The sequence below is a fragment of the Serratia sp. DFXYC6 genome, assembly GCF_057196085.1.
This window is the reverse complement of sequence record NZ_JBXUNV010000001.1, coordinates 1,661,799-1,683,924: the sequence shown is the minus strand read 5'-3', so window position 1 is coordinate 1,683,924 and position 22,126 is coordinate 1,661,799. Positions and strand designations below refer to the sequence as shown.

The 22,126-nt window shown below is 61.5% G+C and carries 20 protein-coding genes; 12 read left to right on the top strand and 8 right to left on the bottom strand.

Going from position 1 to position 22,126, the window contains the following annotated elements; all coding sequences use genetic code 11:
* Window positions 1–2 precede the first annotated feature (2 nt).
* Both AC2CGQ_RS08120 and AC2CGQ_RS08115 read left to right on the top strand, forming a co-directional pair.
* Entirely contained in the window at window positions 3–599 is a 597-nt protein-coding gene (locus tag AC2CGQ_RS08120; RefSeq protein ID WP_076740264.1) for an NUDIX hydrolase, read from the top strand.
* Entirely contained in the window at window positions 596–964 is a 369-nt protein-coding gene (locus tag AC2CGQ_RS08115) for an NUDIX hydrolase (RefSeq protein WP_103085591.1), read from the top strand. Before AC2CGQ_RS08120 ends, AC2CGQ_RS08115 begins: the two co-directional genes overlap by 4 nt.
* Before the next feature lie 32 nt (window positions 965–996).
* Here AC2CGQ_RS08115 and AC2CGQ_RS08110 read toward each other — a convergent pair whose 3' ends face one another.
* Together AC2CGQ_RS08110 and malX are read right to left on the bottom strand one after the other, a co-directional pair.
* Window positions 997–2,178, bottom strand: coding sequence for a MalY/PatB family protein (locus AC2CGQ_RS08110; RefSeq protein ID WP_103085590.1), 1,182 nt, complete (start codon window positions 2,176–2,178; stop codon window positions 997–999).
* Window positions 2,171–3,790, bottom strand: coding sequence for a maltose/glucose-specific PTS transporter subunit IIBC (gene malX / locus AC2CGQ_RS08105; protein ID WP_076740262.1), 1,620 nt, complete (start codon window positions 3,788–3,790; stop codon window positions 2,171–2,173). Before malX ends, AC2CGQ_RS08110 begins: the two co-directional genes overlap by 8 nt.
* Window positions 3,791–4,013: 223 nt before the next feature.
* On the opposite strand from malX, the gene AC2CGQ_RS08100 reads away from it, so the two are divergent.
* Window positions 4,014–5,045, top strand: a complete 1,032-nt coding sequence (locus tag AC2CGQ_RS08100; protein WP_015377763.1) for a Mal regulon transcriptional regulator MalI — start codon at window positions 4,014–4,016, stop codon at window positions 5,043–5,045.
* Here the strand turns inward: AC2CGQ_RS08100 and AC2CGQ_RS08095 are convergent.
* On the bottom strand, window positions 5,042–5,923 hold the full coding sequence (locus AC2CGQ_RS08095) for a LysR family transcriptional regulator (RefSeq protein ID WP_021505437.1): 882 nt from the start codon (window positions 5,921–5,923) through the stop codon (window positions 5,042–5,044). The genes AC2CGQ_RS08100 and AC2CGQ_RS08095 overlap by 4 nt on opposite strands.
* 206 nt (window positions 5,924–6,129) lie before the next feature.
* Here AC2CGQ_RS08095 and blaSRT point away from each other — a divergent pair, with 206 nt between their 5' ends.
* A complete protein-coding gene (gene blaSRT / locus AC2CGQ_RS08090; protein WP_031300463.1) occupies window positions 6,130–7,266 on the top strand; it encodes an SRT/SST family class C beta-lactamase in 1,137 nt (378 codons plus the stop codon).
* A gap of 26 nt (window positions 7,267–7,292) precedes the next feature.
* Here the strand turns inward: blaSRT and AC2CGQ_RS08085 are convergent, their stop codons facing one another.
* Window positions 7,293–8,201, bottom strand: coding sequence for a LysR family transcriptional regulator (locus AC2CGQ_RS08085; RefSeq protein ID WP_021505436.1), 909 nt, complete (start codon window positions 8,199–8,201; stop codon window positions 7,293–7,295).
* 102 nt (window positions 8,202–8,303) lie between these two features.
* Between AC2CGQ_RS08085 and AC2CGQ_RS08080 the strand changes: the two genes are divergently transcribed.
* Window positions 8,304–9,458 (top strand): serine hydrolase domain-containing protein, encoded by a 1,155-nt coding sequence (locus AC2CGQ_RS08080; RefSeq protein ID WP_484593564.1) that lies wholly within the window; start codon window positions 8,304–8,306, stop codon window positions 9,456–9,458.
* Between the two features lie 44 nt (window positions 9,459–9,502).
* Here AC2CGQ_RS08080 and AC2CGQ_RS08075 read toward each other — a convergent pair whose 3' ends face one another.
* A complete protein-coding gene (locus tag AC2CGQ_RS08075; RefSeq protein ID WP_484593563.1) occupies window positions 9,503–11,035 on the bottom strand; it encodes a YdgA family protein in 1,533 nt (510 codons plus the stop codon).
* A 141-nt stretch (window positions 11,036–11,176) separates the two neighbouring features.
* Window positions 11,177–12,355, bottom strand: a complete 1,179-nt coding sequence (manA, locus tag AC2CGQ_RS08070; RefSeq protein WP_015377769.1) for a mannose-6-phosphate isomerase — start codon at window positions 12,353–12,355, stop codon at window positions 11,177–11,179.
* 478 nt (window positions 12,356–12,833) lie between these two features.
* Between manA and AC2CGQ_RS08065 the strand changes: the two genes are divergently transcribed.
* Together AC2CGQ_RS08065 and fumC are read left to right on the top strand one after the other, a co-directional pair.
* On the top strand, window positions 12,834–13,166 hold the full coding sequence (locus AC2CGQ_RS08065; RefSeq protein ID WP_021505432.1) for a hypothetical protein: 333 nt from the start codon (window positions 12,834–12,836) through the stop codon (window positions 13,164–13,166).
* Between the two features lie 232 nt (window positions 13,167–13,398).
* Window positions 13,399–14,796: a class II fumarate hydratase gene (gene fumC / locus AC2CGQ_RS08060; RefSeq protein ID WP_004938497.1), complete on the top strand. Its 1,398-nt coding sequence runs from the start codon at window positions 13,399–13,401 to the stop codon at window positions 14,794–14,796.
* A 41-nt stretch (window positions 14,797–14,837) separates the two neighbouring features.
* On the opposite strand, the gene AC2CGQ_RS08055 is transcribed toward fumC, so the two are convergent.
* Window positions 14,838–15,503, bottom strand: coding sequence for a peroxiredoxin-like family protein (locus AC2CGQ_RS08055; protein WP_160125439.1), 666 nt, complete (start codon window positions 15,501–15,503; stop codon window positions 14,838–14,840).
* A 102-nt stretch (window positions 15,504–15,605) separates the two neighbouring features.
* Between AC2CGQ_RS08055 and AC2CGQ_RS08050 the strand changes: the two genes are divergently transcribed.
* From AC2CGQ_RS08050 to AC2CGQ_RS08040, 3 genes are all read left to right on the top strand, one after another.
* Window positions 15,606–16,496, top strand: coding sequence for a LysR family transcriptional regulator (locus tag AC2CGQ_RS08050; RefSeq protein WP_015377772.1), 891 nt, complete (start codon window positions 15,606–15,608; stop codon window positions 16,494–16,496).
* Between the two features lies 1 nt (window position 16,497).
* Entirely contained in the window at window positions 16,498–17,187 is a 690-nt protein-coding gene (locus tag AC2CGQ_RS08045; protein WP_015377773.1) for a helix-turn-helix transcriptional regulator, read from the top strand.
* A 90-nt stretch (window positions 17,188–17,277) separates the two neighbouring features.
* Window positions 17,278–17,646, top strand: a complete 369-nt coding sequence (locus AC2CGQ_RS08040) for a VOC family protein (RefSeq protein WP_004938508.1) — start codon at window positions 17,278–17,280, stop codon at window positions 17,644–17,646.
* On the opposite strand, the gene tus is transcribed toward AC2CGQ_RS08040, so the two are convergent.
* Window positions 17,636–18,574, bottom strand: a complete 939-nt coding sequence (gene tus, locus AC2CGQ_RS08035) for a DNA replication terminus site-binding protein (RefSeq protein ID WP_015377774.1) — start codon at window positions 18,572–18,574, stop codon at window positions 17,636–17,638. The two genes, AC2CGQ_RS08040 and tus, sit on opposite strands and share 11 nt — an antisense overlap.
* A gap of 330 nt (window positions 18,575–18,904) precedes the next feature.
* Between tus and AC2CGQ_RS08030 the strand changes: the two genes are divergently transcribed.
* Window positions 18,905–20,701, top strand: coding sequence for a glycoside hydrolase family 3 protein (locus tag AC2CGQ_RS08030; protein WP_484593562.1), 1,797 nt, complete (start codon window positions 18,905–18,907; stop codon window positions 20,699–20,701).
* Between the two features lie 126 nt (window positions 20,702–20,827).
* Window positions 20,828–22,114 carry a glycoside hydrolase family 10-like protein gene (locus AC2CGQ_RS08025; RefSeq protein ID WP_434093824.1) on the top strand — a complete coding sequence of 429 codons (1,287 nt, stop codon included), beginning with the start codon at window positions 20,828–20,830 and terminating at the stop codon, window positions 22,112–22,114.
* Window positions 22,115–22,126: the final 12 nt, after the last annotated feature.

The following is a 22,126-nucleotide window of genomic DNA, read 5'->3' as shown; positions in this document are numbered from 1 at the left end:
CGATGATAGCCACCAAAGACAGGGTTCGCATTGTCGAAACCCGGGTGTTGTCCGATGACTGGTACCTGCTGAAAAAAACCACCTTTGATTTTCTGCGGCGCGACGGCGTCTGGCAGCGGCAAAGCCGTGAGACTTACGATCGCGGTGACGGCGCGGTGATTTTGCTGTTCAACCGGCAGGCGCAGACGGTGATCCTGACGCGCCAGTTCCGCTTTCCGGTGTTCGTCAACGGTCATGACGGCATGCTGATTGAGGCCGCCGCCGGGCTGCTGGACAACGCGTCGCCGGAGGCGCGCATCAGAGCCGAAGCGGAAGAGGAAACCGGCTATTTCGTGCAGAACGTGGAGAAAGTGTTCGAGGCGTACATGAGCCCAGGTTCGGTCACCGAGAAGCTGCACTTTTTCATCGGTGAATATCAGGCGGGCGATCGCGTCAACGAGGGCGGCGGAGTGGCGGCGGAGGGCGAGGATCTGGAGGTGATCGAGCTGCCGCTGGCGCAGGCCCTGCAGGCGATTCGTCAGGGCGCGATCGTTGACGCCAAGACCATCATGCTGCTGCAGTTTGTCGCCTTGAACCGGACGTTGGAGGAAGAACGATGAAAGCACAACAAATCCTGATCGCCGGCTCCTATCGCAGCGGCACCGATGGCGATCCGCAGCGTATCGCCGCCAATCTGGCGCGCCTGGAACAGGCGGCGCTGGCGGTTTACCTGCGGGGACACGTGCCGGTGATCGGCGAATGGCTGGCGCTGCCTTTGGCGGCGGCGGCAGGCTCCACTCAGGTTGGCGATGCGGTGAGCGAGGCGTTTCTTTACCCGGTGGCCCATCGGCTGATTGCGCAGTGTCAGGCGGTGTATCGCATCGAAGGGGCATCTGCGGGAGCCGATAACGACGTGCGGTTGGCTAACGAATGGGGATTGACGGTCTATCGTCATCTGGAGGAAATTCCGTCTGTTCAGGCGTAACCGAGGGGCGGGCAGAGGCTCGCCCCCTCGCGTTATTGCTCGCCCAGCACCATCCTCAACCCGGCGATCAGCTTGTCCATTCCGGCCTCCAGCTTGCCGCGCGGGCAGCCGACGTTGAGACGCAGGAACCCGCGGCCTTCCTCGCCGTAGGTAAAGCCCGGCATGATCGCCACCTTTTCGCGCTCGATCAGCGCCTGCTGCAGCGCCCGATCGTCTACGGACAGCGGCCGCAGATCGATCCAGGCCAGGTAGGTGGCCTGCGGCGGGCGCCAGCCCAGCGCGGGAAACGCCTGCTCCAGCCGTTCGGCGACGTAGCTCAGATTATCCTGCAGATAGTCGCGCAGGGCGTCCAGCCAGGGTTCGCCGTGGCGATAGGCAGCCACGTGCGCCGCCACCGCCAGCACCGCCGGCGAGGAGAGGCCGTCGCGGGATTTGAGCTGCTGGAAGTAGGCTTCGCGGCTGGCGTCATCGCTGATAAAGCCGTAGGCGCCGGTCAGCGCCGGGATATTGAAACTCTTGGAGCCGGAGGTCAGCAAGGCCCAGGCGCCGGTCGCCACCTGGCTCCACGGCGTATGGTGGTGTTCCCCCCATGCCATATCCATGTGGATTTCGTCGCTGATGACGCGCACGTCGTGGCGCTCGCACAGGTCGGCCATCTGCTGCAACTCGTCGCGGCGCCACACTTTGCCGGTGGGATTATGCGGGCTGCACAGCAGCAGGATCTTGGTTTGCGGCCGCGCCAGCAACGCCTCAAGGTGCGCCATGTCGCAGCGCCAGTCGTCGCCGGCCTTGTGCAGCGGGCAGGCCAACAGCTGGCGTTGGTTGGCGAGGATCACCTTGTAGAAGGCGTCGTAGGCCGGGGTATGGGTCACCACATAGTCGCCCGGTACGGACCATTGGCGGATCAGCTGCGCCGCCATGTAGATAACGGAGGGGCCGTACACCGCCGTTGCGGTGTCGATGGCGACGTTGAAACGTTGCTGATACCAGTGGCGCAGCGCGCCGAGAAAATCCTCGTGCTGCCAGCGGCTGTAGCCCAGCACGCCGTGCTGCAGGCGTTGCTGCAACGCCTCGAGAATGCACGGTGCGGTGGCGAAATCCATATCGGAGATGGTGAACGGCAGCAGGTCGTCGCTGCCGAAACGATCGGCGATATAGTCCCACTGGGTGCACCAGGTGCCGTGGCGGTCGATCGGGGTGGAGAAATCAAACATGGGTGGCTCCCTGCAGCGCCGCGGCAGGTTGCGCCGTGGCTATCAGTGAGTCTAATTCATCTTTCACCGATTGCACCTGCGGGCCGATCACCACCTGCAGATTATGGTCGTTGAGATGCACTACGCCGATGGCGCGGTTGGCCTTCAGCGCCGCGTCGTCCACCCGGCTCATGTCGTTGACCGACAGGCGCAGGCGGGTGATGCAGTTGTCCAGCGTGATAACGTTGCCCGGGCCGCCGAGGGCCGCCAGAATCGCCGGCACGTTGTAGCCGGATTTGCCCACCGCGCCGCTCGGCGCGCTTTGGCTGATGGCGCTGTCGCTCTCACGGCCCGGCGTTTTGATGTTAAAGCGCTGGATGGCGAAGCGGAAAATGGCGTAATAGCCGACGAACCAGACGGCGGCCACCACCGGCACCAGATACCACTTGGTGGCGGTGCCGTGCAGAATGCCGAACACCACGAAGTCGATGATGTTGCCGTCGGTGTTGCCGATGGTCACGCCCAGCAGCGCCATCACGGTAAAGCCCAACCCGGTGAGCAGCGCGTGGATCAGATACAGGAACGGCGCGACGAACAGGAACAAAAATTCGATCGGTTCGGTGGTGCCGCCGACCACGCAGGCCACCACGCCGGAAATCAACAGCCCTTTGATTTTGTGACGATTCTCCGGTTTAGCGCAGTGGTACATCGCCAGCGCCGCGCCCGGCAGGCCGCCGAGGAACGCCGGCATTTTACCCTGTGACAGGAAGCGGGTGGCGCTCTCGGCGAAGCCGGTGGTGGTCGGGCAGGAGAGCTGCGCCTGGAAGATGGTCAGGGCGCCGCTGACGCTGTGGCCGCACACCTCCATCGTACCGCCCGCCTCGGTAAAGCGGATCAGCGCCACCAGAATGTGCTGCAGGCCGAACGGCAGCAGCAAGCGTTCGCCGGTGCCGAACAGCATCGGGCCAAAGGCGCCGGCGCTGTTGATCACCCAGCCCAGCCCGGTGATGCCGGCGGCGAACCACGGCCAGATCAGTGGGATCACCAGGCCGCACAGGCCCAGCACCACGGTGGTGACGATTGGCACGAAGCGCGTGCCGCCGAAAAACGCCAGCGCGTCCGGCAGGCGGATGGTGTGGAAGCGTTCATGCAGGCGATAGACGATGATGCCGACGATCACCGCGCCGAGGATGCCGGTATCGATCGACTGAATGCCGAGGATGTTCTGGATATTGTTGGCTTTCAGCACCAGCGGATCGCTGGTGGGCAGCACGCCGGCGGCGGTCAGGTAGAAGTTGGTGCCCAGATTCAGCACGGCGAAGCCGACGAAACCGGAGAACGCGGCGACGCCTTTGTTTTCGCGCGCCATGCCCAGCGGAATGGCGATGGCGAACATCACCGGCAGGAAGCTGAAGGCGAAGGAGCCTACCTTGCTCATCCAGGTGAAGATCAGCTGGAAGATCGGGTGGCCGATAAACGGCATCAGGGTGATCACGTCGCGGCTGCTCAGCGAGCTGCCGATCCCCAGCATGATGCCGCAGAAAGAGAGCAAGGCGACGGGCAACATGAACGTTTTGCCCAGGCTCTGGAAGAACTCCCAGAGGGTGATTTTGGGTTTGTTGGCTGCTGACATAACCGACTTCTCCTGGCGAAAAGACGAGCAAAAAGGGGACTGCTGATTAGGTAAAAAGAAGATAAAACGTTTTACCTAGCAAAAATGCGCCACCAATCACAAATCTGCCGCCCGGTTTTTGGCGACAATGCGGCTGGCAGTAAAACGTTTTACTGAGTTAACGGATTCGGTATACCCTTGATCATTACGGCGCGGGTTGCCCAGGAACGGGTTCGCAGAGACTATGAGCATCAAAAAAATCACCATCACCGATGTGGCGCAGCAGGCGGGCGTGTCGGTCACCACGGTTTCCCTGGTGTTGAGCGGCAAGGGGCGGATTTCGCCGACCACCGTCGAGAAGGTCAATCAGGCGATAGAGCAGCTGGGCTACGTGCGCAATCGTCAGGCGGCGACGCTGCGCGGCGGTGAATCTGGGGTGATCGGCCTCGTTCTGCGCGACATTTGCGAACCCTTCTATGCCGAAATGACCGCCGGGCTGAGCGAAGCGCTGGAGGCGCACGATAAACTGCTGTTTTTAACCCAGAGCGGGCGCGACGGTCAGGGCTTGCAGCGGGCGTTTGACGCGCTGCTGGCGCAGGGCGTCGACGGTATCGTGCTGGCCGGCGGCATTCGCGCGGCGGCTGGGTTGAAGGAGAAGGCGGCCGAGCAGGGCGTACCGCTGGTCTGCGTGGCGCGCTCCAGCGGTCTTGATGGGGTGGACGTGGTGCGGCCGGACAACATGCAGGCCGCCAAACTGGCCACCGAATTTTTGATCAAACGCGGCCACAGCCAAATCGCCTACCTTGGCGGCCAGAGCGACTCATTGACGCGTGCCGAGCGGTTGGGCGGCTTTTGCGCCACGCTGGTGCAGTACGGCCTGCCGTTTCGCAGCGAATGGATCGTCGAGTGCGATTGCCGGCAGCGTGAGGCGGCGCAAGCGGCGGAACAGCTGCTGCGCCACTATCCGAACATTACCGCTGTCGTTTGCCACAAGGCTTCGGTGGCGCTTGGCGCCTATTTTGGCCTGACGCGCAGCGGCCGCAGCATCGGCTCGGATGGGGTTGACGCTTACTACGGGCGGCAGGTGGCGCTGATCGGCTTCGGCGACGTGCCGGAGGCCGAGCTGACCGAGCCGCCGCTGACCTTCGTCTCCAGCTCGGCGCGGGAAGTGGGGCGCAGCGCCGCCGCGCGCCTGCTGCAGCGCATCGGTGACGCCGACCTGCCGGCGCAGAACGTCATTCTGCCGCCGACGCTGATCCGGCGCGGCTCCGCCTAATCCCGCCGCAGTTCCTCTTCCGCCTCCCGGCGGATCCAGCCGATAAAGGTTTTCATCGCCGGCGTCAGGTCCCGCGACTTCAAATGGGTCAGCCAATAGGCGCCAAGCGCGGCCTCGGCGGCGAACGGCCGCTGCAGCACGCCGGCGGCCAGTTCGCGGCGGAACATGCTGACCGGCGCCAGCGCCACACCGTCGCACTGGATCGCGCCTTCCACCATCAGTCTTGACGAGTCGAACACCGGGCCGTTGATCCGCCACGGCGTCACCTGCGCAGCCGTGAACCAGCGCTCCCATTCATCCTTGCGGTAGGTGCGCATCAGCTGCTCGTGCTGCAGATCCTGCGGCGTGCGCAGGCGCGCGGCGACCGCCGGCGGGCAGAGCACCGTCAGCGGCGCGTCGAACAGCTTGATATTGCAGGTGGCGGGCCAGAGGCCTTCGCCGAAGCGGATGGCGAAATCCATGCCGTCGGCCGACAGATTGACCAGGTTGTTGTGGGTCAGCACCCGTAGATCGATAAACGGGTGCGCCGTGCGGAACGCCGCCAGCCTCGGCATCAGCCAGCCGACGGCGAAGGTGCCGACCACCGCCACCGTCAGCACCTCGTGGAAATGCCCGCCTTCGAACTGCTGCAGCACCGCCTCGATGCGGTCGAAGGCGTCGTTCAACACCGGCAGCAGCGCCTGGCCTTCTTCGGTCAGATCCAGGCCGCGCGGCAGGCGGCGGAACAGCTGAATGCCCAGCTGTTCTTCCAGCATGCGTACCTGCTGGCTGACGGCGGCCTGGGTGACGCGCAGCTCCAGGCCGGCGCGGGTGAAGTTCAGGTGGCGGGCGGAGGATTCGAACGCCCGCAGGGCATTGAGGGGAAGTCGATTGCGCATCGTCGATAGCCATAAGTTTTTCTTTATGCTGGCTGAAATTATTATCGCTTGTCAACCCGGCGGCAAAATCCGATATTTGGCGCGGCTGCTGAGAGCGTCGCGGCAGCCGTAAAGGAATGACATCATCAACCAGGGAAAGCGCCGTGCATAACGCCAATAAAAACTTTTGGCCGCGGCCGATGCCCTGCAACCTGAGAGCTTCTATCATGACGAAAATGAACCGCCTGGCGGCCGCGTTGATCGCCGCGCTGATCCTGCCGACCGCACAGGCCGCACAGCAGCAGGATATCGACGCCGTTATTCAGCCGCTGATGAAAAAATATGGCGTGCCGGGCATGGCGATCGCCGTGTCGGTTGACGGCAAACAGCAGATTTACCCGTATGGCGTGGCCTCGAAGCAGACCGGCAAACCGATCACCGAGCAGACGCTGTTCGAAGTGGGCTCGCTGAGCAAAACCTTCACCGCGACGCTGGCGGTCTATGCGCAGCAGCAGGGTAAGCTGTCGTTCAACGATCCGGCCAGCCGCTATCTGCCCGAGCTGCGCGGCAGCGCCTTCGACGGCGTCAGCCTGCTGAATCTGGCGACGCATACCTCCGGCCTGCCGCTGTTCGTGCCGGACGACGTGACCGACAACGCCCAACTGATGGCCTACTACCGGGCCTGGCAGCCGAAACACCCGGCGGGCAGCTACCGCGTCTATTCCAATCTCGGTATCGGCATGCTGGGCATGATCGCCGCCAAAAGCCTCGACCAGCCGTTTATCCAGGCGATGGAACAGGGGATGTTGCCGGCGTTGGGCATGAGCCACACCTACGTTCAGGTGCCGGCGGCGCAGATGGCCAACTATGCGCAGGGTTACAACAAGGACGATAAGCCGGTGCGGGTCAATCCCGGCCCGCTGGACGCCGAGTCTTACGGCATCAAGTCCAACGCTCGCGATCTGATTCGCTATCTGGACGCCAACCTGCAGCAGGTGAAGGTCGCACAGCCATGGCGCGACGCGCTGGCCGGGACGCACGTCGGCTATTATAAGGCGGGCGCGTTCACGCAGGATCTGATGTGGGAGAACTACCCGTATCCGGTGAAACTGTCGCGTTTGATCGAGGGCAACAACGCCGGGATGATCATGAATGGCACGCCGGCTACCGCCATCACGCCGCCGCAGCCGGAATTGCGCGCCGGCTGGTATAACAAAACCGGCTCTACCGGCGGTTTCTCCACCTACGCGGTGTTCATCCCGGCGAAGAATATCGCCGTGGTGATGCTGGCCAACAAATGGTTCCCGAACGACGATCGGGTCGAGGCGACTTATCGCATCATCCAGGCGCTGGAGAAGCGCTGACAATCAGGGGCGCCGGCGGGGCGCCCCTACCACCGATGCTGCCGTTCACGTTGCTCGCGCATGAAATCGATAAAGGCGCGCAGTTTGAGCGGCAGATGTCTGCCGGCGGGGAAGTAGATGAAAAATCCCGATGCTTCGCTGGCGTAACCCGGCAGCACTTCCACCAGTTGCCCCTGGGCCAGCTCCTGCAACACCGTGCCCTGAAAACGCTGTGCGATACCCAGCCCCGCCAACGCCGCATCCTTGATCAGCCTGTCTTCGTTAAAAATCAAACTGCCGCTGACGTCCAGCGCGCGTTCATCGTCGCCCAGGCTGAAATACCAGGGTTCCAGTTTGCCGCTGCCGGGAAAACGGTAGCGCAGGCAATGGTGCGCGAGCAGATCGTCCGGCGTGGCCGGTGCGCCGCAGCGCGCCAGATAGTCAGGCGAAGCGACCAGCACCCGGCGCTGGCCGTTATCGATCGGCACGGCGATCATGTCCTTTTGCAGCATGGCGTGCATGCGAATGCCGGCATCGAAACTGCCCAGCACCAGATCGGAAAAGCGGTCTTCGGTAAACAGCTCCAGCTGAACCTCGGGATAGCGCCGCTGAAACGCCGCCAGATGTGGCATTACCAGCAGCGAAGCGGCCAACTGCGGCAGCGTAATGCGCAGCAGGCCTGCCGGCTGTGCGCCCAGGGCGCGCACATCGTCCGCCGCCACATCGATCTGGCCCATGGCCGGCGACACCTTCTGATAGAACAACCGGCCTTCGTCGCTGAGGCGCACCGAGCGGCTGGTGCGGTGAAATAACCGCACTCCCAGCTGATTCTCCAGCGCCTGAATGTTTTGCGACACCGCCGGCGGCGTGACGCCCAGTTGGCTGGCCGCGCGGGTAAAGTTGCCCAGGCGTGCCACGGCTTCGAAATAGGGCAGCAGTTGCAGGAGTGAACTCATCTATCAATAACCTCTGCTTAATGATTCATTAAATTATGCCTTATTTTAATTTATGAAGAACGTTTTAGACTGGTTTTACTTTCCCTCAGAGAGATTAAAATCATGTCGGCAATACAACAGGCGTTAACAGAACGGATCGCGGCGATCGATCAACAGGCGATGGCCGAAGGGCGCATCGTCGGCAGCGTGGTGCTGGTGGCGCGGCGGGGCGAAATTTGCTACGCCGGGGCGGCCGGCTATGCCGATCGCGAAGCGCGGCAACCGATGCGGCGGGAAACGCAGTTTCGGCTGTCGTCGGTTTCCAAACCCTATACCACGCTGGCGGCGTTGCGTTTGATTGAGCAAGGCAAGCTGAGCCTGGACGATGCGGTCAGCGACTGGCTGCCGTGGTTTACCCCGGCACTGGCGGACGGCCGGCGCCCGACGATCAAGATCCGTCATTTGCTGAGCCATACCGCCGGGCTGGACTATCGGCTGAACCAACCGCCGGCGGGCGTTTACCATCAGTTGGGGATCCAGGACGGCGTGGAGCTGTCGACGCTGACGCTGGAGCAAAACCTGCGGCTGTTGGCGCAGGCGCCGTTGCTGTCGGCGCCGGGGGAGCGCTTCAATTATTCGCTGGCGATCGATGTGCTTGGCGCGGTGCTGGAGCGGGTGACGGGCATGTCGCTGCCGCAACTGTTTGTCGAATGGGTGGCGCAGCCGCTGGGGCTTGGCAACACCGCATTCCATGCGACGGACGCCGCGAACCTGGCGACGCCGTATTACAACACCCCGCAAGGGCCACTGCGCATGTATGAAGGCCTGCGGGTGGCGCTGCCGGAGGAGATGGCGGGGGGCGAGGTGCTGTTTTCACCCGAGCGCGCGCTTAACGCCGGGGCTTATCCCTCCGGCGGCGCGGGCATGGTCGGTGATGCCGACGACGTGCTGCGGCTGGTGGAGGCGCTGCGCAGCGGCGGGCAGGGCATTTTGCAGCCGGATACGGTGGCGTTGCTGCGCAGTCCGCACGTCGGCGCGCAGGCGCAAACGCAAGGGCCGGGCTGGGGCTTCGGCTTTGGCGGCGCGCTGCTGGTGGATCCAGACGCCGCGCAGACGCCGCAGCACGCCGGCACGCTGACCTGGGGCGGCGTTTACGGCCACAGCTGGTTCTTTGATCCACAGGCGCAGCTGAGCGTGGTGATACTGACCAACACCGCGTTTGAAGGCATGTGCGGCCGCTACCCGCAGCAGATCCGCGATGCGGTTTATGCGGCGTAAATAAAAAAGGCCCCGCAGGGGGCCCTTGTCAGGTTTTCAGGCGATTACTGCGCCGGTGCCGGAGCGGGTTCCGCTTCCTGAGCCGGTTCAGCGTCTTCCGCCGGGGCGCCCAGCATGGCGAACTGGCCGATGAACTCCTGCAGCGACATTTTGTTGCCGTTCAGGTCAACCTGGTTGTCGGCATAGTGGAACTGGCTCGCGATCACGCCGTCTTTCTGGGTGGTCAGCTTGAACATCTGCCCCATGGCCGCCAGGCCCTGCACTTGCTGCTGCGCCAGTTTCTGCGCGTCTTCCGCATTATAGCCCTGCAACAAGGCGGTCTTCGCGGTCACTTCGGTAGCCATCGCTTCCGGAATGGTCAGGTTGATATCCAGCTTTTTAACCGCCTGAGCGATCAGCTGATCCGGCGATTGTGCCGGGGAAGCTGCCTTGCTCGGATCGGTCATCGCCAGATCCAGCGTGAAGACGCTCTCACCCTTGCTGTTTTTCCAGCTCAGCGGGGCGATGCTGAGGCTTGGGTTGCCTTTCAGCAGCAGCGGCAGGTTCTTTTGCAGCATCTCGGAGGTCTGCTGTTCGTAGACGTCCGGATCCAGGTTCTCGCCCTGCTGCAGCAGCGCCATGGTTTGGCGGTTGTAGCTGTCGGAGACGTCTTTCAGCGCCTTGCCGTCGACGTTGTCGATTTTCAGCGTCAGTTTACCGGCGCCGAAGTCGTTGCCCTGCACCTTGAGCGCGTCCATGGTGTAGTCGATCTGGCCGCCGATATTGCTGCTGCCTTGCTCGCCAAATTTGCTCACCAGATTGAAACCGTCCAACGCCACGGTATCTTTACCGTCGATCGTCAGTTTGAACTGCTTCAGCGTCATCGTCTGATCGCCGAGCTTCACGCCGAACTTGCTTTCGTTGCTGTTGCCTTTAAGGTTGAAGCCCTGGAAGGTGATCTGCTCGTTTTGGCCGAATTCGTTCGGGCTGGCGAACACGATAGTGTCGCTATTGGCGTCCAGCGCGAATTTTTTCAGATCGCGGGACACATCGGCGTCAATGGTGGCGCCGCTGAATTTCAGCGAAGATTTATCCTTCTGGTAGTCCAGTGGGATAAAGTCGATGGTGGACGCGGTATCGCCGCTGTACGAGATGCGCGAATCGGCGGTAAACAGCGATTTGCCTTTGGTGGTTTCAAACAGGCCTTTCACCGCCGGGGTGTTTTCCAGCTCGGTATGCACCGACGCCATGCTCGGCAGCAGGTTGAATTTTTTCAGCTGCGCGAACGGGAACGGACCGTGATCGATGGTTTCCAGGAACGCCACTTCTTCACCGGCTTTCAGCGCCGCATTTTCACTGGTATCCGTGCCGTCGGAACGCAGCACATAACGCACTTTACTGCTGAACAGGCCGCGCTGGTAATTTTCATAGCTCAGCTTGACGCCGGCTTTCGGCAGGTAGGCTTTCAGTTGGCCGTTGGCGTTGTCGACGACTTCGCCCATGTGCTGCTCGATCTGTTTCCCGGTGTACCAGGATGCCCCGGTCCATGCTGCGCCAAGAACGACAATGACGCTGACAGCGACTAACGATTTTTTCATAGCTCTGTTTCATCCTTTTTTTCTTATCACCCTCCGTTGCATGGGAGGGGCAAATAGGGGCCGACAAAAAACGCCCGCAGGCGTTTAATTGTGGGGGTAGCTCTCGCTTTCAGCAAGCAATTTGCTGAAATTTATCAACGGTTAGGCCAGCTGGTTATAAACCCGGGCGATGCGGCCGCTGCCGCTGACGTTGACCGGGGATTCGAACGCCCCGATAAAGCAGGACTCGCCCGGTTTGAGCGTCAGGCGTTGCCCGGATTTCTCCAGCGTCGCTTCGCCGGCGACGCAGAACACGATGGCTGCGCTTCGCTGTGCCAGCGCCTGTGGTGCGGCGGTCAAATCGTGCAGTGAGAAGGCGAAATCCTCCACCGGGATCGGGAAGAACAGCTCGTTGCCGCGTTGCTCCGGTTGGGTCAGCAGGCCGGAAGCCGGTTGCGGGCGGAACTGCAGGTTGGCCAGCAGCTCGGGCACGTCGATGAATTTCGGCGTCAGGCCCGCGCGCAGCACGTTATCCGAGTTGGCCATCACCTCCAGCGCCACGCCTTTCAGGTAGGCGTGCGGCGTTTCGGCATACAGGAACATCGCCTCGCCCGGCGCGAGCTGCACCACGTTCAGCAGCAGCGGTGAGAACAGACCGCTGTCGTCCGGATAGAAGCCGGCGATAAAGCGCACGGTATCCCAGGGTTCCCCCTGCTGGTTGTTGAGCGCGGCTTTCAGCACGCCGAGCGCCAGCGATTTTTGTTCGCCACTCATCGTCAACAGGCTGGCGAACAGGGTCGCGAGGTGCGCGGTGTCCGGCTGTTGCAGGAAGGCGGCGATGTCGTGGTGCGCGCCCGCGATCGGTTGCAGCAGGGAAACGATATCGGCCAGTTCGCGAAAGCCGTTCATCGCCAGGAACGGCGTCAGGGCGAACACCAGCTCGGGCTTGTGGTTGGGATCTTTATAGTTGCGTTCGGCGGCGCTCAGCGGGATGCCGGCGGCATTCTCTTTCGCGAAGCCGATCTCGGCCGCCGCTTTACTCGGGTGAACCTGGATCGACAGCGGCTGATCGGCGCACAGCACTTTAAACAGGAACGGCAACTCGCCAAAACGGCTGGCGACGTCGGCGCCCAGCTGTTTTGGCTGGTCTTCATCGATAAGAAAGCGCAGCGAACGCAGTTCGCCGTCGGCGCCCGGCACGCGGGAAGGGCTCTTGGGATGGGCGCCCATCCACAGTTCGGCCATCGGCTGATTATCCGGGTTGGCGATGCCGTAAAGACGGGTCAGCGCATCGTGGCTGCCCCAGGCGTAATTCTGTACCGCGTTGGTCATTTTTTGCATGTCGATAAACGTCCTTAACGTCATTGTCGCACTGGATGACAATAACCTACTGATTTTATACGGTTAACTAAATCTGTGCCGACGACTATCCTACGCCCGCGTCGGCAGGAAAAATCATGGGCGCGATCAAAAAAACGCCGGATAACGTCGCGCCCGGCAATGGGGCCATAGTATAACGTGATAACGATCGGCGTCTCAATTGGCGCGCAGGTCCCAAGGCGACCCGGAAAACCCGCCGATCGATTATTATTTGGCCCAACGGGGATTATTGCCGTTAGCCTGGTCATTCAACGTCATTATTTATTTTTTCAGCATGTCAAACTATGTCGGCTGAATTTATTTTTTACCGTCTGAGCCATTCCCTTATTATTATTCTCGCGCTGCACCGGGCTATCACACGCTGAGCTTAAACCTGGGCGTCAGACCCCTTTACCGTAACGGCTAACACGTCGATTTAACGAAACAAGAGGTCTGTTGCATGAAAACACTGTTGTTGCTGTTGGGGTTTTGCACCGGCGCAGCCCAGGCGGCGGTGATTGTCGCCTATCCCTACGCGGCGCCGCGCGCCGTGGTGATCGCGCCGGCGCCGATCGTCGTCACACCCGCCCCGGTCACGGTTCCCGCCGCGATCGCGCCTGTGGCGTATCCGCTGGCACTCACCGCCGGTGCGGCGGCGACCGGGGCGTATCGGCATCATGAACGGCAGGACGCCTACGACGAGATCAATCATCTGCAGCAGCAACGGATCGATGAACTCAATCATTTACAGGCGCAGCGCATCAATAATTTTAATGCGCGTCATCCGCGTTAATGGTTATCCAGATTTTTATTCTCCAGGCTCATTCCCGGCCGTTTATTTCACCGCGGGTTAACCGGCGGAAAATAACCGCGTCGTTAATGGGTAAAAGAGATGAAACGTGCTGTGAGATAACTCTCTTAATGCGAATAGTTATTATGTCACTATACTGGGAGTGCATGCCGACGTGGGGGGGAGCGCGTCGGCCTAACCCTACAATTTTAGGAATTATGCTAAGGAGATCGTGATGGCAGGCGTTCGTATCGAAAAAGACTCTATGGGCCCCATCGAAGTACCGGCCGACAAGCTGTGGGGCGCGCAAACCCAGCGTTCGTTGGCGCATTTCCGTATTTCCTCCGAAAAGATGCCGACCGCGCTGATCCACGCGCTGGCGTTGACCAAGCGCGCCGCCGCGCAGGTGAACGTGGATCTGGGGCTGCTGCCGGCCGAACGGGGCGCCGCCATTATCAACGCCGCCGACGAAGTGCTGGCGGACAGCCATGCCGACCAGTTCCCGTTATCAATCTGGCAAACCGGCTCCGGCACCCAGACCAACATGAACATGAACGAAGTGTTGGCCAACCGCGCCAGCGAGCTGCTGGGCGGCGTGCGCGGTGAAGAGCGCAAGGTGCACCCGAACGACGACGTCAATAAAAGCCAGAGCTCCAACGATGTGTTTCCCACCGCGATGCACGTGGCGGCGGTGATTGCGCTGCGCGAACACCTGATCCCCGAGCTGAAAGTGCTGCACAAGACGCTGAGCGACAAGGCCGAAGCCTACCGCGATATCGTCAAAATCGGCCGCACCCATCTGCAGGACGCCACGCCGCTGACCCTGGGGCAAGAGATATCCGGTTGGGCGGCGATGCTGGCGCACAATCTGAAACACATCGAGGACAGTATCCCGCACATTGCCGAGCTGGCGCTGGGCGGCACGGCGGTCGGCACCGGCCTGAACACCCATCCGGAGTACGCGGTGCGCGTCGCTAAAGCGCTGGCGGAATTGACCCATCAGCCGTTCGTCACGGCGCCGAACAAGTTCGAAGCGCTGGCGACTTGCGATGCGCTGGTGCAAGGGCATGGCGCGCTGAAAGGGCTGGCGGCTTCGCTGATGAAGATCGCCAACGACGTGCGTTGGCTGGCGTCCGGCCCGCGCTGCGGCATTGGTGAGATTTCGATCCCGGAGAACGAGCCGGGCAGCTCCATCATGCCGGGCAAGGTCAACCCGACCCAGTGCGAAGCGATGACCATGCTGTGCGCTCAGGTGCTGGGTAACGACGTGGCGGTGAACATTGGCGGCGCTTCCGGCAACTTCGAGTTGAACGTGTTCCGCCCGATGGTGATCCACAACTACCTGCAGTCGATTCGCCTGCTGGCCGACGGCATGCAGGGCTTTAACGAGCACTGCGCGGTGGGCATCGAACCGAACCGCGATCGCATCTCCCAATTGCTGAACGAATCGCTGATGCTGGTGACGGCGCTCAATACCCATATCGGTTATGACAAGGCGGCGGAAATCGCCAAGAAAGCGCACAAGGAAGGGCTGACGCTGAAAGCCGCGGCGCTGAAGCTCGGCTACCTGACCGAAGCGCAGTTCGACGAGTGGGTGCGGCCGGAAGCGATGGTCGGCAGCATGCAGAAATAATGACGTCATGCCTAAATGGGGCGCGGTTGCGCCCCGTCTTTTCAAGCCAACATCTCTAGCACCGATAACAGCGCCTGCGGCTCCGGCCGCTGGGTGTAATCGGCGTGCGCTTCGGCGTAGACAATACGGCCATCGCGGGCGATGACGAATCGCGCTGGCAGCGGCAGCGTCCAGCTGTCATCCTGGTTGAACTGCGCCAGATCGAGGCCGAGCCGCTGTTGATACAGGGCGATCAGCGCGTCCGGCAGGCGGTAACGCAGGCCGAACTGGGCCGCCAGACGGTTGCCTGCATCGCTGAGCAACGGAAAGGTGAGATCGTGATCGCGCGCGGCCTGGCGGTTATGCACCGCGCTCTGCGGCGAGACGGCCAACAACTGCGCGCCGTACTGCGTGATGGCGGGCAATGCGGCCTGCAGCGCCTGCAGATCGAGCGTACAGTAAGGGCACCAGATCCCGCGATAGAAACTGACGACCAGCGGCCCTTTTGCCAACAGCGCCGTGGAAGAGCATGGTCGGTTTTCGCTGTCCGACAGTGTAAAGCCGGGCGCGGCGTCGCCGACCTTCAGGGCGCGTTCGGCCACGCCCGACGCGATCTGCGCCTGGATCGCCTCACGCATCAGCGCGTGATCTTGCGCCGCGAGTTTGAACGGCAGTTGGTCGGCCTCGAATGCCGCTTTGAAGGCATCGAGTTTGTCTTGCAGTGTCATGCGTTCTCCTGACGGGAATGAGGGGGAGCGCTTATCTTGCCCATTCCAAAATGGCGCGTGTAGACTGCAATAAATGTAACCGTTATTCCAACAAGGAATGCCATGGGTAAATTTGCCGATTACGAAACCTATGCCTGCGTTTACGAGAGCGGCTCCTTTACCGCGGCGGCGCGGCGGCTGCACGTGGGGCAGCCGGCGGTCTCAAAAGCGGTGGCGCGGCTGGAACAGCAGCTCGGCACGCGCCTGATGCTGCGCTCGACCCACGGCCTGCAGCCGACGGATGCGGGACAGCAGCTGTATCAACGCACCCGGCGTATCCTGAACGAGCTGGCGGAGACGGAAGCGCTAGTGCAGAGCGCCGGCGAGACCCTGAGCGGCCGGTTGCGGGTCGCTTCGGCGGCGGTGTTCGCCCGCATCGTTCCCTTGCCTGATTTGACGGCGTTTATGCGCGCCAATCCACGGTTGCACGTTGATCTGCTGCTGGATGACGGCAATCTGTCGCTGATTGAAGAAGGCATCGATATTGCCCTGTGTGTTGGCGAGTTGGAGGATTCCGGTTTTACCGCCCGCAAGCTGGGTGAGGTAAAGCAATGCGTGATCGGCACGCCCGGCTATTTTGCCGCTGCCGGTATGCCGCAGCGGCCGGAAGATCTGTTGCAGCACGAGATGGTGATTTACCATCGCCGTGGCGGCGGCGAGCAGTGGCGCTTCAGCCGCGGAGAAGAGCAGCGCGCGCTGCGGTTACCGGGCCGCATGCGGGTTAACGCGGCGGAGTGCGTGCGCGAGTTGGTGCTGGCGGGCTTTGGCGCCACCGTCGCCAGCGAAGGCCTGTTTCGCAGCGAGCTGCAAAGCGGGGCGGCGATTGCGGCTTTAGCGGACTGGCAACTGCCGCCGCTGGCGCTGTGGGCGGTGTTCCCCGGCGGCCATTTCGTCTCGGCCAAGGCGCGAGCCTTTGCCGATTTTGTCCAAACCGCGCTATGCAGGGAGCCGTGATATGTCGCGCGCACAACGTTTACTCGATCTGATGCAGCTGCTGCGCAACCACCGTTATCCGGTGGCGGGCCATGCGCTGGCGCAGACGCTGGGCATCAGCATGCGCACCCTGTACCGCGATATCGCCACGCTGCAGCAGCAGGGGGCGGAAATCGCCGGTGAGGCGGGCGTCGGCTATGTGCTGCGCCCCGGCTTTATGCTGCCGCCGCTGATGTTCTCGCCGGCGGAGACAGAAGCGCTGGTGCTGGGGATGCGCTGGGTCAGCCGCCGCGGTGACAGCCAACTGGCGAGCGCGGCGGGTCAGGCGCTGGCCAAGATCGCCGCGGTGCTGCCGCCGGCGCTGCGGGAGGAGCTGGAGGCCAATACGCTGCTTATCGCGCCGGTTCAGGCGCCGCCGGTGGCGGATGAGATGCGGGTGCTGATCCGAGACACCATCCGCTGCGAGCGCAAACTGCATATCGACTACCTCGATCTGGCGGGGCAGCGCAGCGAACGCCTGCTGTGGCCCTTTGCGCTGGGTTTTTTCGATCAGTTTCAGATGTTGGTCGCCTGGTGCGAGCTGCGTCAGGCCTTTCGCCATTTTCGTCTCGATCGCATTCAGGCCGCCACGCCGCTTGCACAGCGCTATCCGCGTGGCCGGCGGCGGCTGCTGAAAGAGTGGCGCCTCAGCGAGGGCATTGCGGAGCAATAGCGGCACGCTGCTGCCATAAACTGTCAGTCGCGCGCCTTAGTCTGTGCCTATCGGGAACCGGCCGGTTCCCATCACCCAAAGGACAGACCGATGACCCTTCCCAGCATGACCCTGCTTTACGTCGACAACCCGCTCAACAGCGCCGCCTTTTATCAACGCCTGCTGGGGCAGGCGCCGGTGGAGCTTTCGCCCGGCTTTGCCCTGTTCGTGCTCAACAACGGCTTCAAGCTGGGGATGTGGGCCAAACAGGGGGTAAAACCCGCCGCCACGCTGACCGGGGGCGGCGGTGAACTGGGCTTTTTATGCCAGGATCCGCAAGAAGTGGAGGCGCGCTATAACCAGTGGCGCGAACTTGGGCTGACTATCGAGCAAACGCCGACCGAGATGGAGTTCGGTTACACCTTCGTGGCGCGAGATCCGGACGGCCATCGCCTGCGGGTGTATGCCCTCAGCGAGTAGCGTCGTCGGTATACAGGTGCAGACGCGGCACCAGCAGCCGCAGCGGCCTGGCGTCGGGTTTGTAACGGTGTTTCACCGCCTCGGCGTCGTAGTTGAGCAGTTCGCCGATCTTCGGCACCGCGGCGCCGCTTTCAACCTGACACAGGGCGATCAGCGGTAGCGGGCAGGGGTGCTGCACCTGTTTTTGCTGCTGCTGATACCACACCCGGGCGATCGGCTGCACTTTTACCGGCCGTTTGATCTTCAGCGTCGCCTGCTGCGGCAGCCGGCTGACGTCGTCGATCTCACGGCTGACCAGGGCGGCCCACTGTTCACGGCTGTGCGGCGGCACCGCGCGGCCGGCTTTCAGGCTTTTCTCCAGCTGCGCCAGAATGTCGTCCCGCTTGACGTTTTTGATGATGTGCTTGTTGGCCCAGCCGAAGCGCACGGAGTCGGGATTGGTCAGGGCGGTGAGGGTGCGATAGGCGCTGAGGGTAATCAGCCCGTGCAGATGGGTGTGCACGAACTCGAAACGCTGCTCCGGCGCCAGGCCGGAATCGACGGTGATAATCTGCTCCAGTTCGCCCTTCAGGCGGTTGATCAGCGCCAGCTGCGTTTGCAGCGCCTGATACTCCGGTTGCTCCACCGCCAGACAGATGACGCCGGGCAGGCGCACGGCGGCCTTGCTGCTGACATTCTCCCGGTTGTGGTGAATGAACAGCCGCTGATAATGCTCCAGCGCCAGATCGCGCGCCGCTTGCCCCACATGCTGCTCGACCGCGATATGCGAAATGGCCTGATGTTCCTGGCCTTTTTCAACCTCCGGCAGGCTGAACACCCGCGCCGCCAGCAACCGCAGCGGGGCGATCTGCTGCTGCAACGCGCCGAGCGCCTGCTCCAGCTCGTTAAAGCAGGCGTTCATTCGGCCAATCACATCGTATCTGCTCATCGCACACCCCCATATTAGTTACAACATACTATAGAAGAGTGGCCGACTGGGGGCAACATCGGCAAACGAAGAGGGAGCGGCCTCACTGGCCACCCGGCTTGCCAGCGAAAAATACGCCTGAGGGACTTCTACAGCAGGGTGTGAAATAGACTTTGCATTGATAGGGGTTTGATTCATTGATGGATTTTTTCTGTTGGTTGATATTTTGTTTGATCCATTTTCCGTTTGCCGTTGTCCAATCGCTGGAACAAACAGAATGGCAGGACGCTATGAGCCCCTCGGGTTATCTTTTCTTCTGTCATTAACGGGTGCTTTAAACGGAGGTTTACTGTGGATATTAAACAGAAAGTCAAAAACATGACGCTGGAAGAGAAGATCGGGCAAAAAATCATGCTGGATTTTCGCTACTGGGATCAGAACGGTAGCAGCAATCAGGATATGACCGTTCCCGATGCAGCCATTGGCAAGCTGATCACCGATAACCACATCGGTGGGGTGATCCTGTTTGCCAATAATCTGAAAGACAAGCAGCAGATCAAAACGTTGACGGCCTGGTATGCCGCGCTGAAAACCCACGCGGGCGTTCGTTTGTTTATTGGCACGGATAACGAAGGCGGTAACGTTTTCCGGCTGCCGCGCGGCGACTACGCCTCATTCCCCGGCAATATGGCGCTGGCGGCGGCGATCGAGGGCGGTGCGGATAAACAGCTCGCCGTTGAACAGGGCAAACTGATGGCCCAGGATATGCGCGCGTTGCATATCAATACCAACTTTGCCCCGGTCGTGGACGTCAACACCAATCCGTTCAACCCGGTGATTAACGTTCGCGCCTTCAGCGATGATAAGAACACCGTTGCCCGCCTGGCGGAAAACATGGTGGCGGGCATGAAACAGCAGGGGCTGATCAACGCGTACAAACACTTCCCCGGCCATGGCAGCACCTCCACCGACTCGCATACCGGTTTGCCGCGCGTCGATCGTACGCGGGAAGAAGCTTTTGCCATTGATATCGCCCCTTATAAACAGGCCATCGATCGCTGCGCGGCGCCGGATATGGTGATGACTGCGCATATTCAGTACCCCGCACTGGATAACAGCCAGATCGACACCCGCAACGGTGAAAAAATCACGGTGCCGGCCACCATGTCGCGCGAAATCCAGACCCAGATCCTGCGCAATGAGCTGGGTTATGCCGGCGTAACGATTTCAGACGCGCTGGATATGGGCGCGATTGCCGAGCATTTCAGCCAGCAAGCGGCGGCTGAAAACGTCTTTACCGCCGGGGTGGATATTGCTCTGATGCCTGTCAGCATCGCCTCGCCGGCGCAGGCGAGCCTGCTGCCCGAGCTTATCCGCTACATTGCGCAGCGGGTGAAAACCGGGCATCTCAGCGAGGCCGATATCGATGCTTCGGTCGAGCGCATTTTGCGCCTCAAATTGCGCCATCACCTGATGGGCCATAGCGATAAACCCTGTTCCCACGACGTTTCGTCCTCCGCGCATCAGCTAGAGAAACGGATTGCCGATCGTTCCATTACCGTGGTTATCAACCGTCAATGTCTGCTGCCGTTAAAGGACAAAGCGCTGCGCTACTTTATTCTGACTCCGTGGGGCGAGCAGGCCAAAGGCATTGCGAACGTGATGGCGCAGGAGGGCTATCAGAACGTCGTGGCCGCGAAGGAAACGGAACTGAGCGACGCCCAGGTCAGGGAACATATTGCCGGCTGCGACGTGTTCTTGCTTGGAACCCTCTCAACCCGCTTTACGCCTGCCGAGCAGGATGGGGTCGTGACCGCCGCAACCGGGGCGGCTAATGACAGCAGCCCTTACCCGGGCTGGCTGAAATACGCCGCCGAGCAGGGGAAAAAATGCGTTCACCTCTCATTGCGCGCGCCTTACGATATCGTGAACTATGCCGCAGACGTGGATGCGGCTGTCGCCACCTATTCTTACTACGGGTATGACAGCGGCGTATGGCGTGGCCCTTCGATGATATCGCTGGCGCAGGTGCTGACGGGGAAAATCAGACCGCACGGAAAACTGCCGGTTAATACCTGGCATGACTACGATGAGCAAACCAATACCGGCAAGGTGGCGTTCCCTCGCGGGACGGGGCTGAGCTGGTGATGGGATAAGGAGAGGCGTCGCCAGAAAGGGCGGCGCCGGTCGCTGGATGGCGTTGATAAAGCGGGCGGTTTCTTGCTCCGCACGCCGCGACATGGGATAACCGTCACTCACGGAAGGAGAACATTTATGCCGACAGGCGCAACAAAACTAGGCGGATGGCTGTTGATGGCCGCCATGCTGGGCGTGAGCGGATGCGCCAAACCCCCTGAGCCGGAAAAGCCTCCGCAGCCTGTACCGCCGGCAACGCCGATGCGGGGCATCTGGCTGGCCACGGTCATTGGCTTGGACTGGCCGCCGGCGGCCTCGCTGAAAGCGGAATCCACGCAAGAGCGGGTGCGTCTGCAGAAGCAGGGGCTGACGGACGCTCTGGACGACATGGTGAAAACCGGGATTAACACGGTGTATTTTCAGGTTAAACCGGACGGCACGGCCCTGTGGCGTTCTGACATCTTGCCCTGGTCGGAGGTATTGACCGGCACCGTGGGCCAGGACCCCGGTTATGATCCGCTGGCCTTTATGCTGACAGAAGCGCACCGACGCGGCATCAAAGTGCATGCCTGGCTGAACCCTTATCGGGTTTCCATGAATACCCGACAGCAAACGATTGATGCACTCAATCATACGCTGCAGTCGCCGCCGGCCAGCGTCTATGCGCTGCATCCCGACTGGATACGCACCGCCAGCGATCGCTTCGTGCTCGACCCCGGCCTGCCCGAGGTGCGCAACTGGATCACCGGCGTGGTGGCTGAAGTCGTCAAAAACTACGATGTCGACGGCATTCAGTTTGACGATTATTTCTATTACGAAACGCCGCAATCGCCGCTGGATGATGAAAAGACGTATCGCGCATACGGCAAAGGGTTTGCAGACAAGGCCGACTGGCGAAGAGACAACACGCTGCAATTGATAAAACAGGTTTCCGCCACCGTCAAAGCACTGAAGCCCGAGGTCGCGTTTGGCGTCAGCCCGGCGGGCGTATGGCGAAACAAAGCGGACGATCCTGCCGGTTCGGCGACGCGGGCCGGCGCGCCGTCGTACGATACGGCCTATGCCGATACGCGCCAGTGGGTCAAACTGGGGCTGCTCGACTATATCGCACCGCAGCTGTATTGGCCTTTCGATCGTGAAATTGTTCGCTACGACGTGCTGGCCAACTGGTGGGCCGAGGTGGTGAAAGACACGCCGGTTCGGCTCTATGCCGGGGTGGCGCTGTATAAAGTGGGCACGCCATCGGCCAGCGAGCCGGCCTGGACCGTCGACGGCGGCGTCCCCGAGCTGAAAAGGCAGTTGGATCTCAACGAGAGCCTGCCGGGGATGGGGGGAACCATCCTGTTCCGGCAACGTTATCTGACCGAGCCGCAAACGGACAAGGCGGTGGAGTACCTGCAAACTCGCTGGAAACCCGGTCAATAATCACGGGCTCTG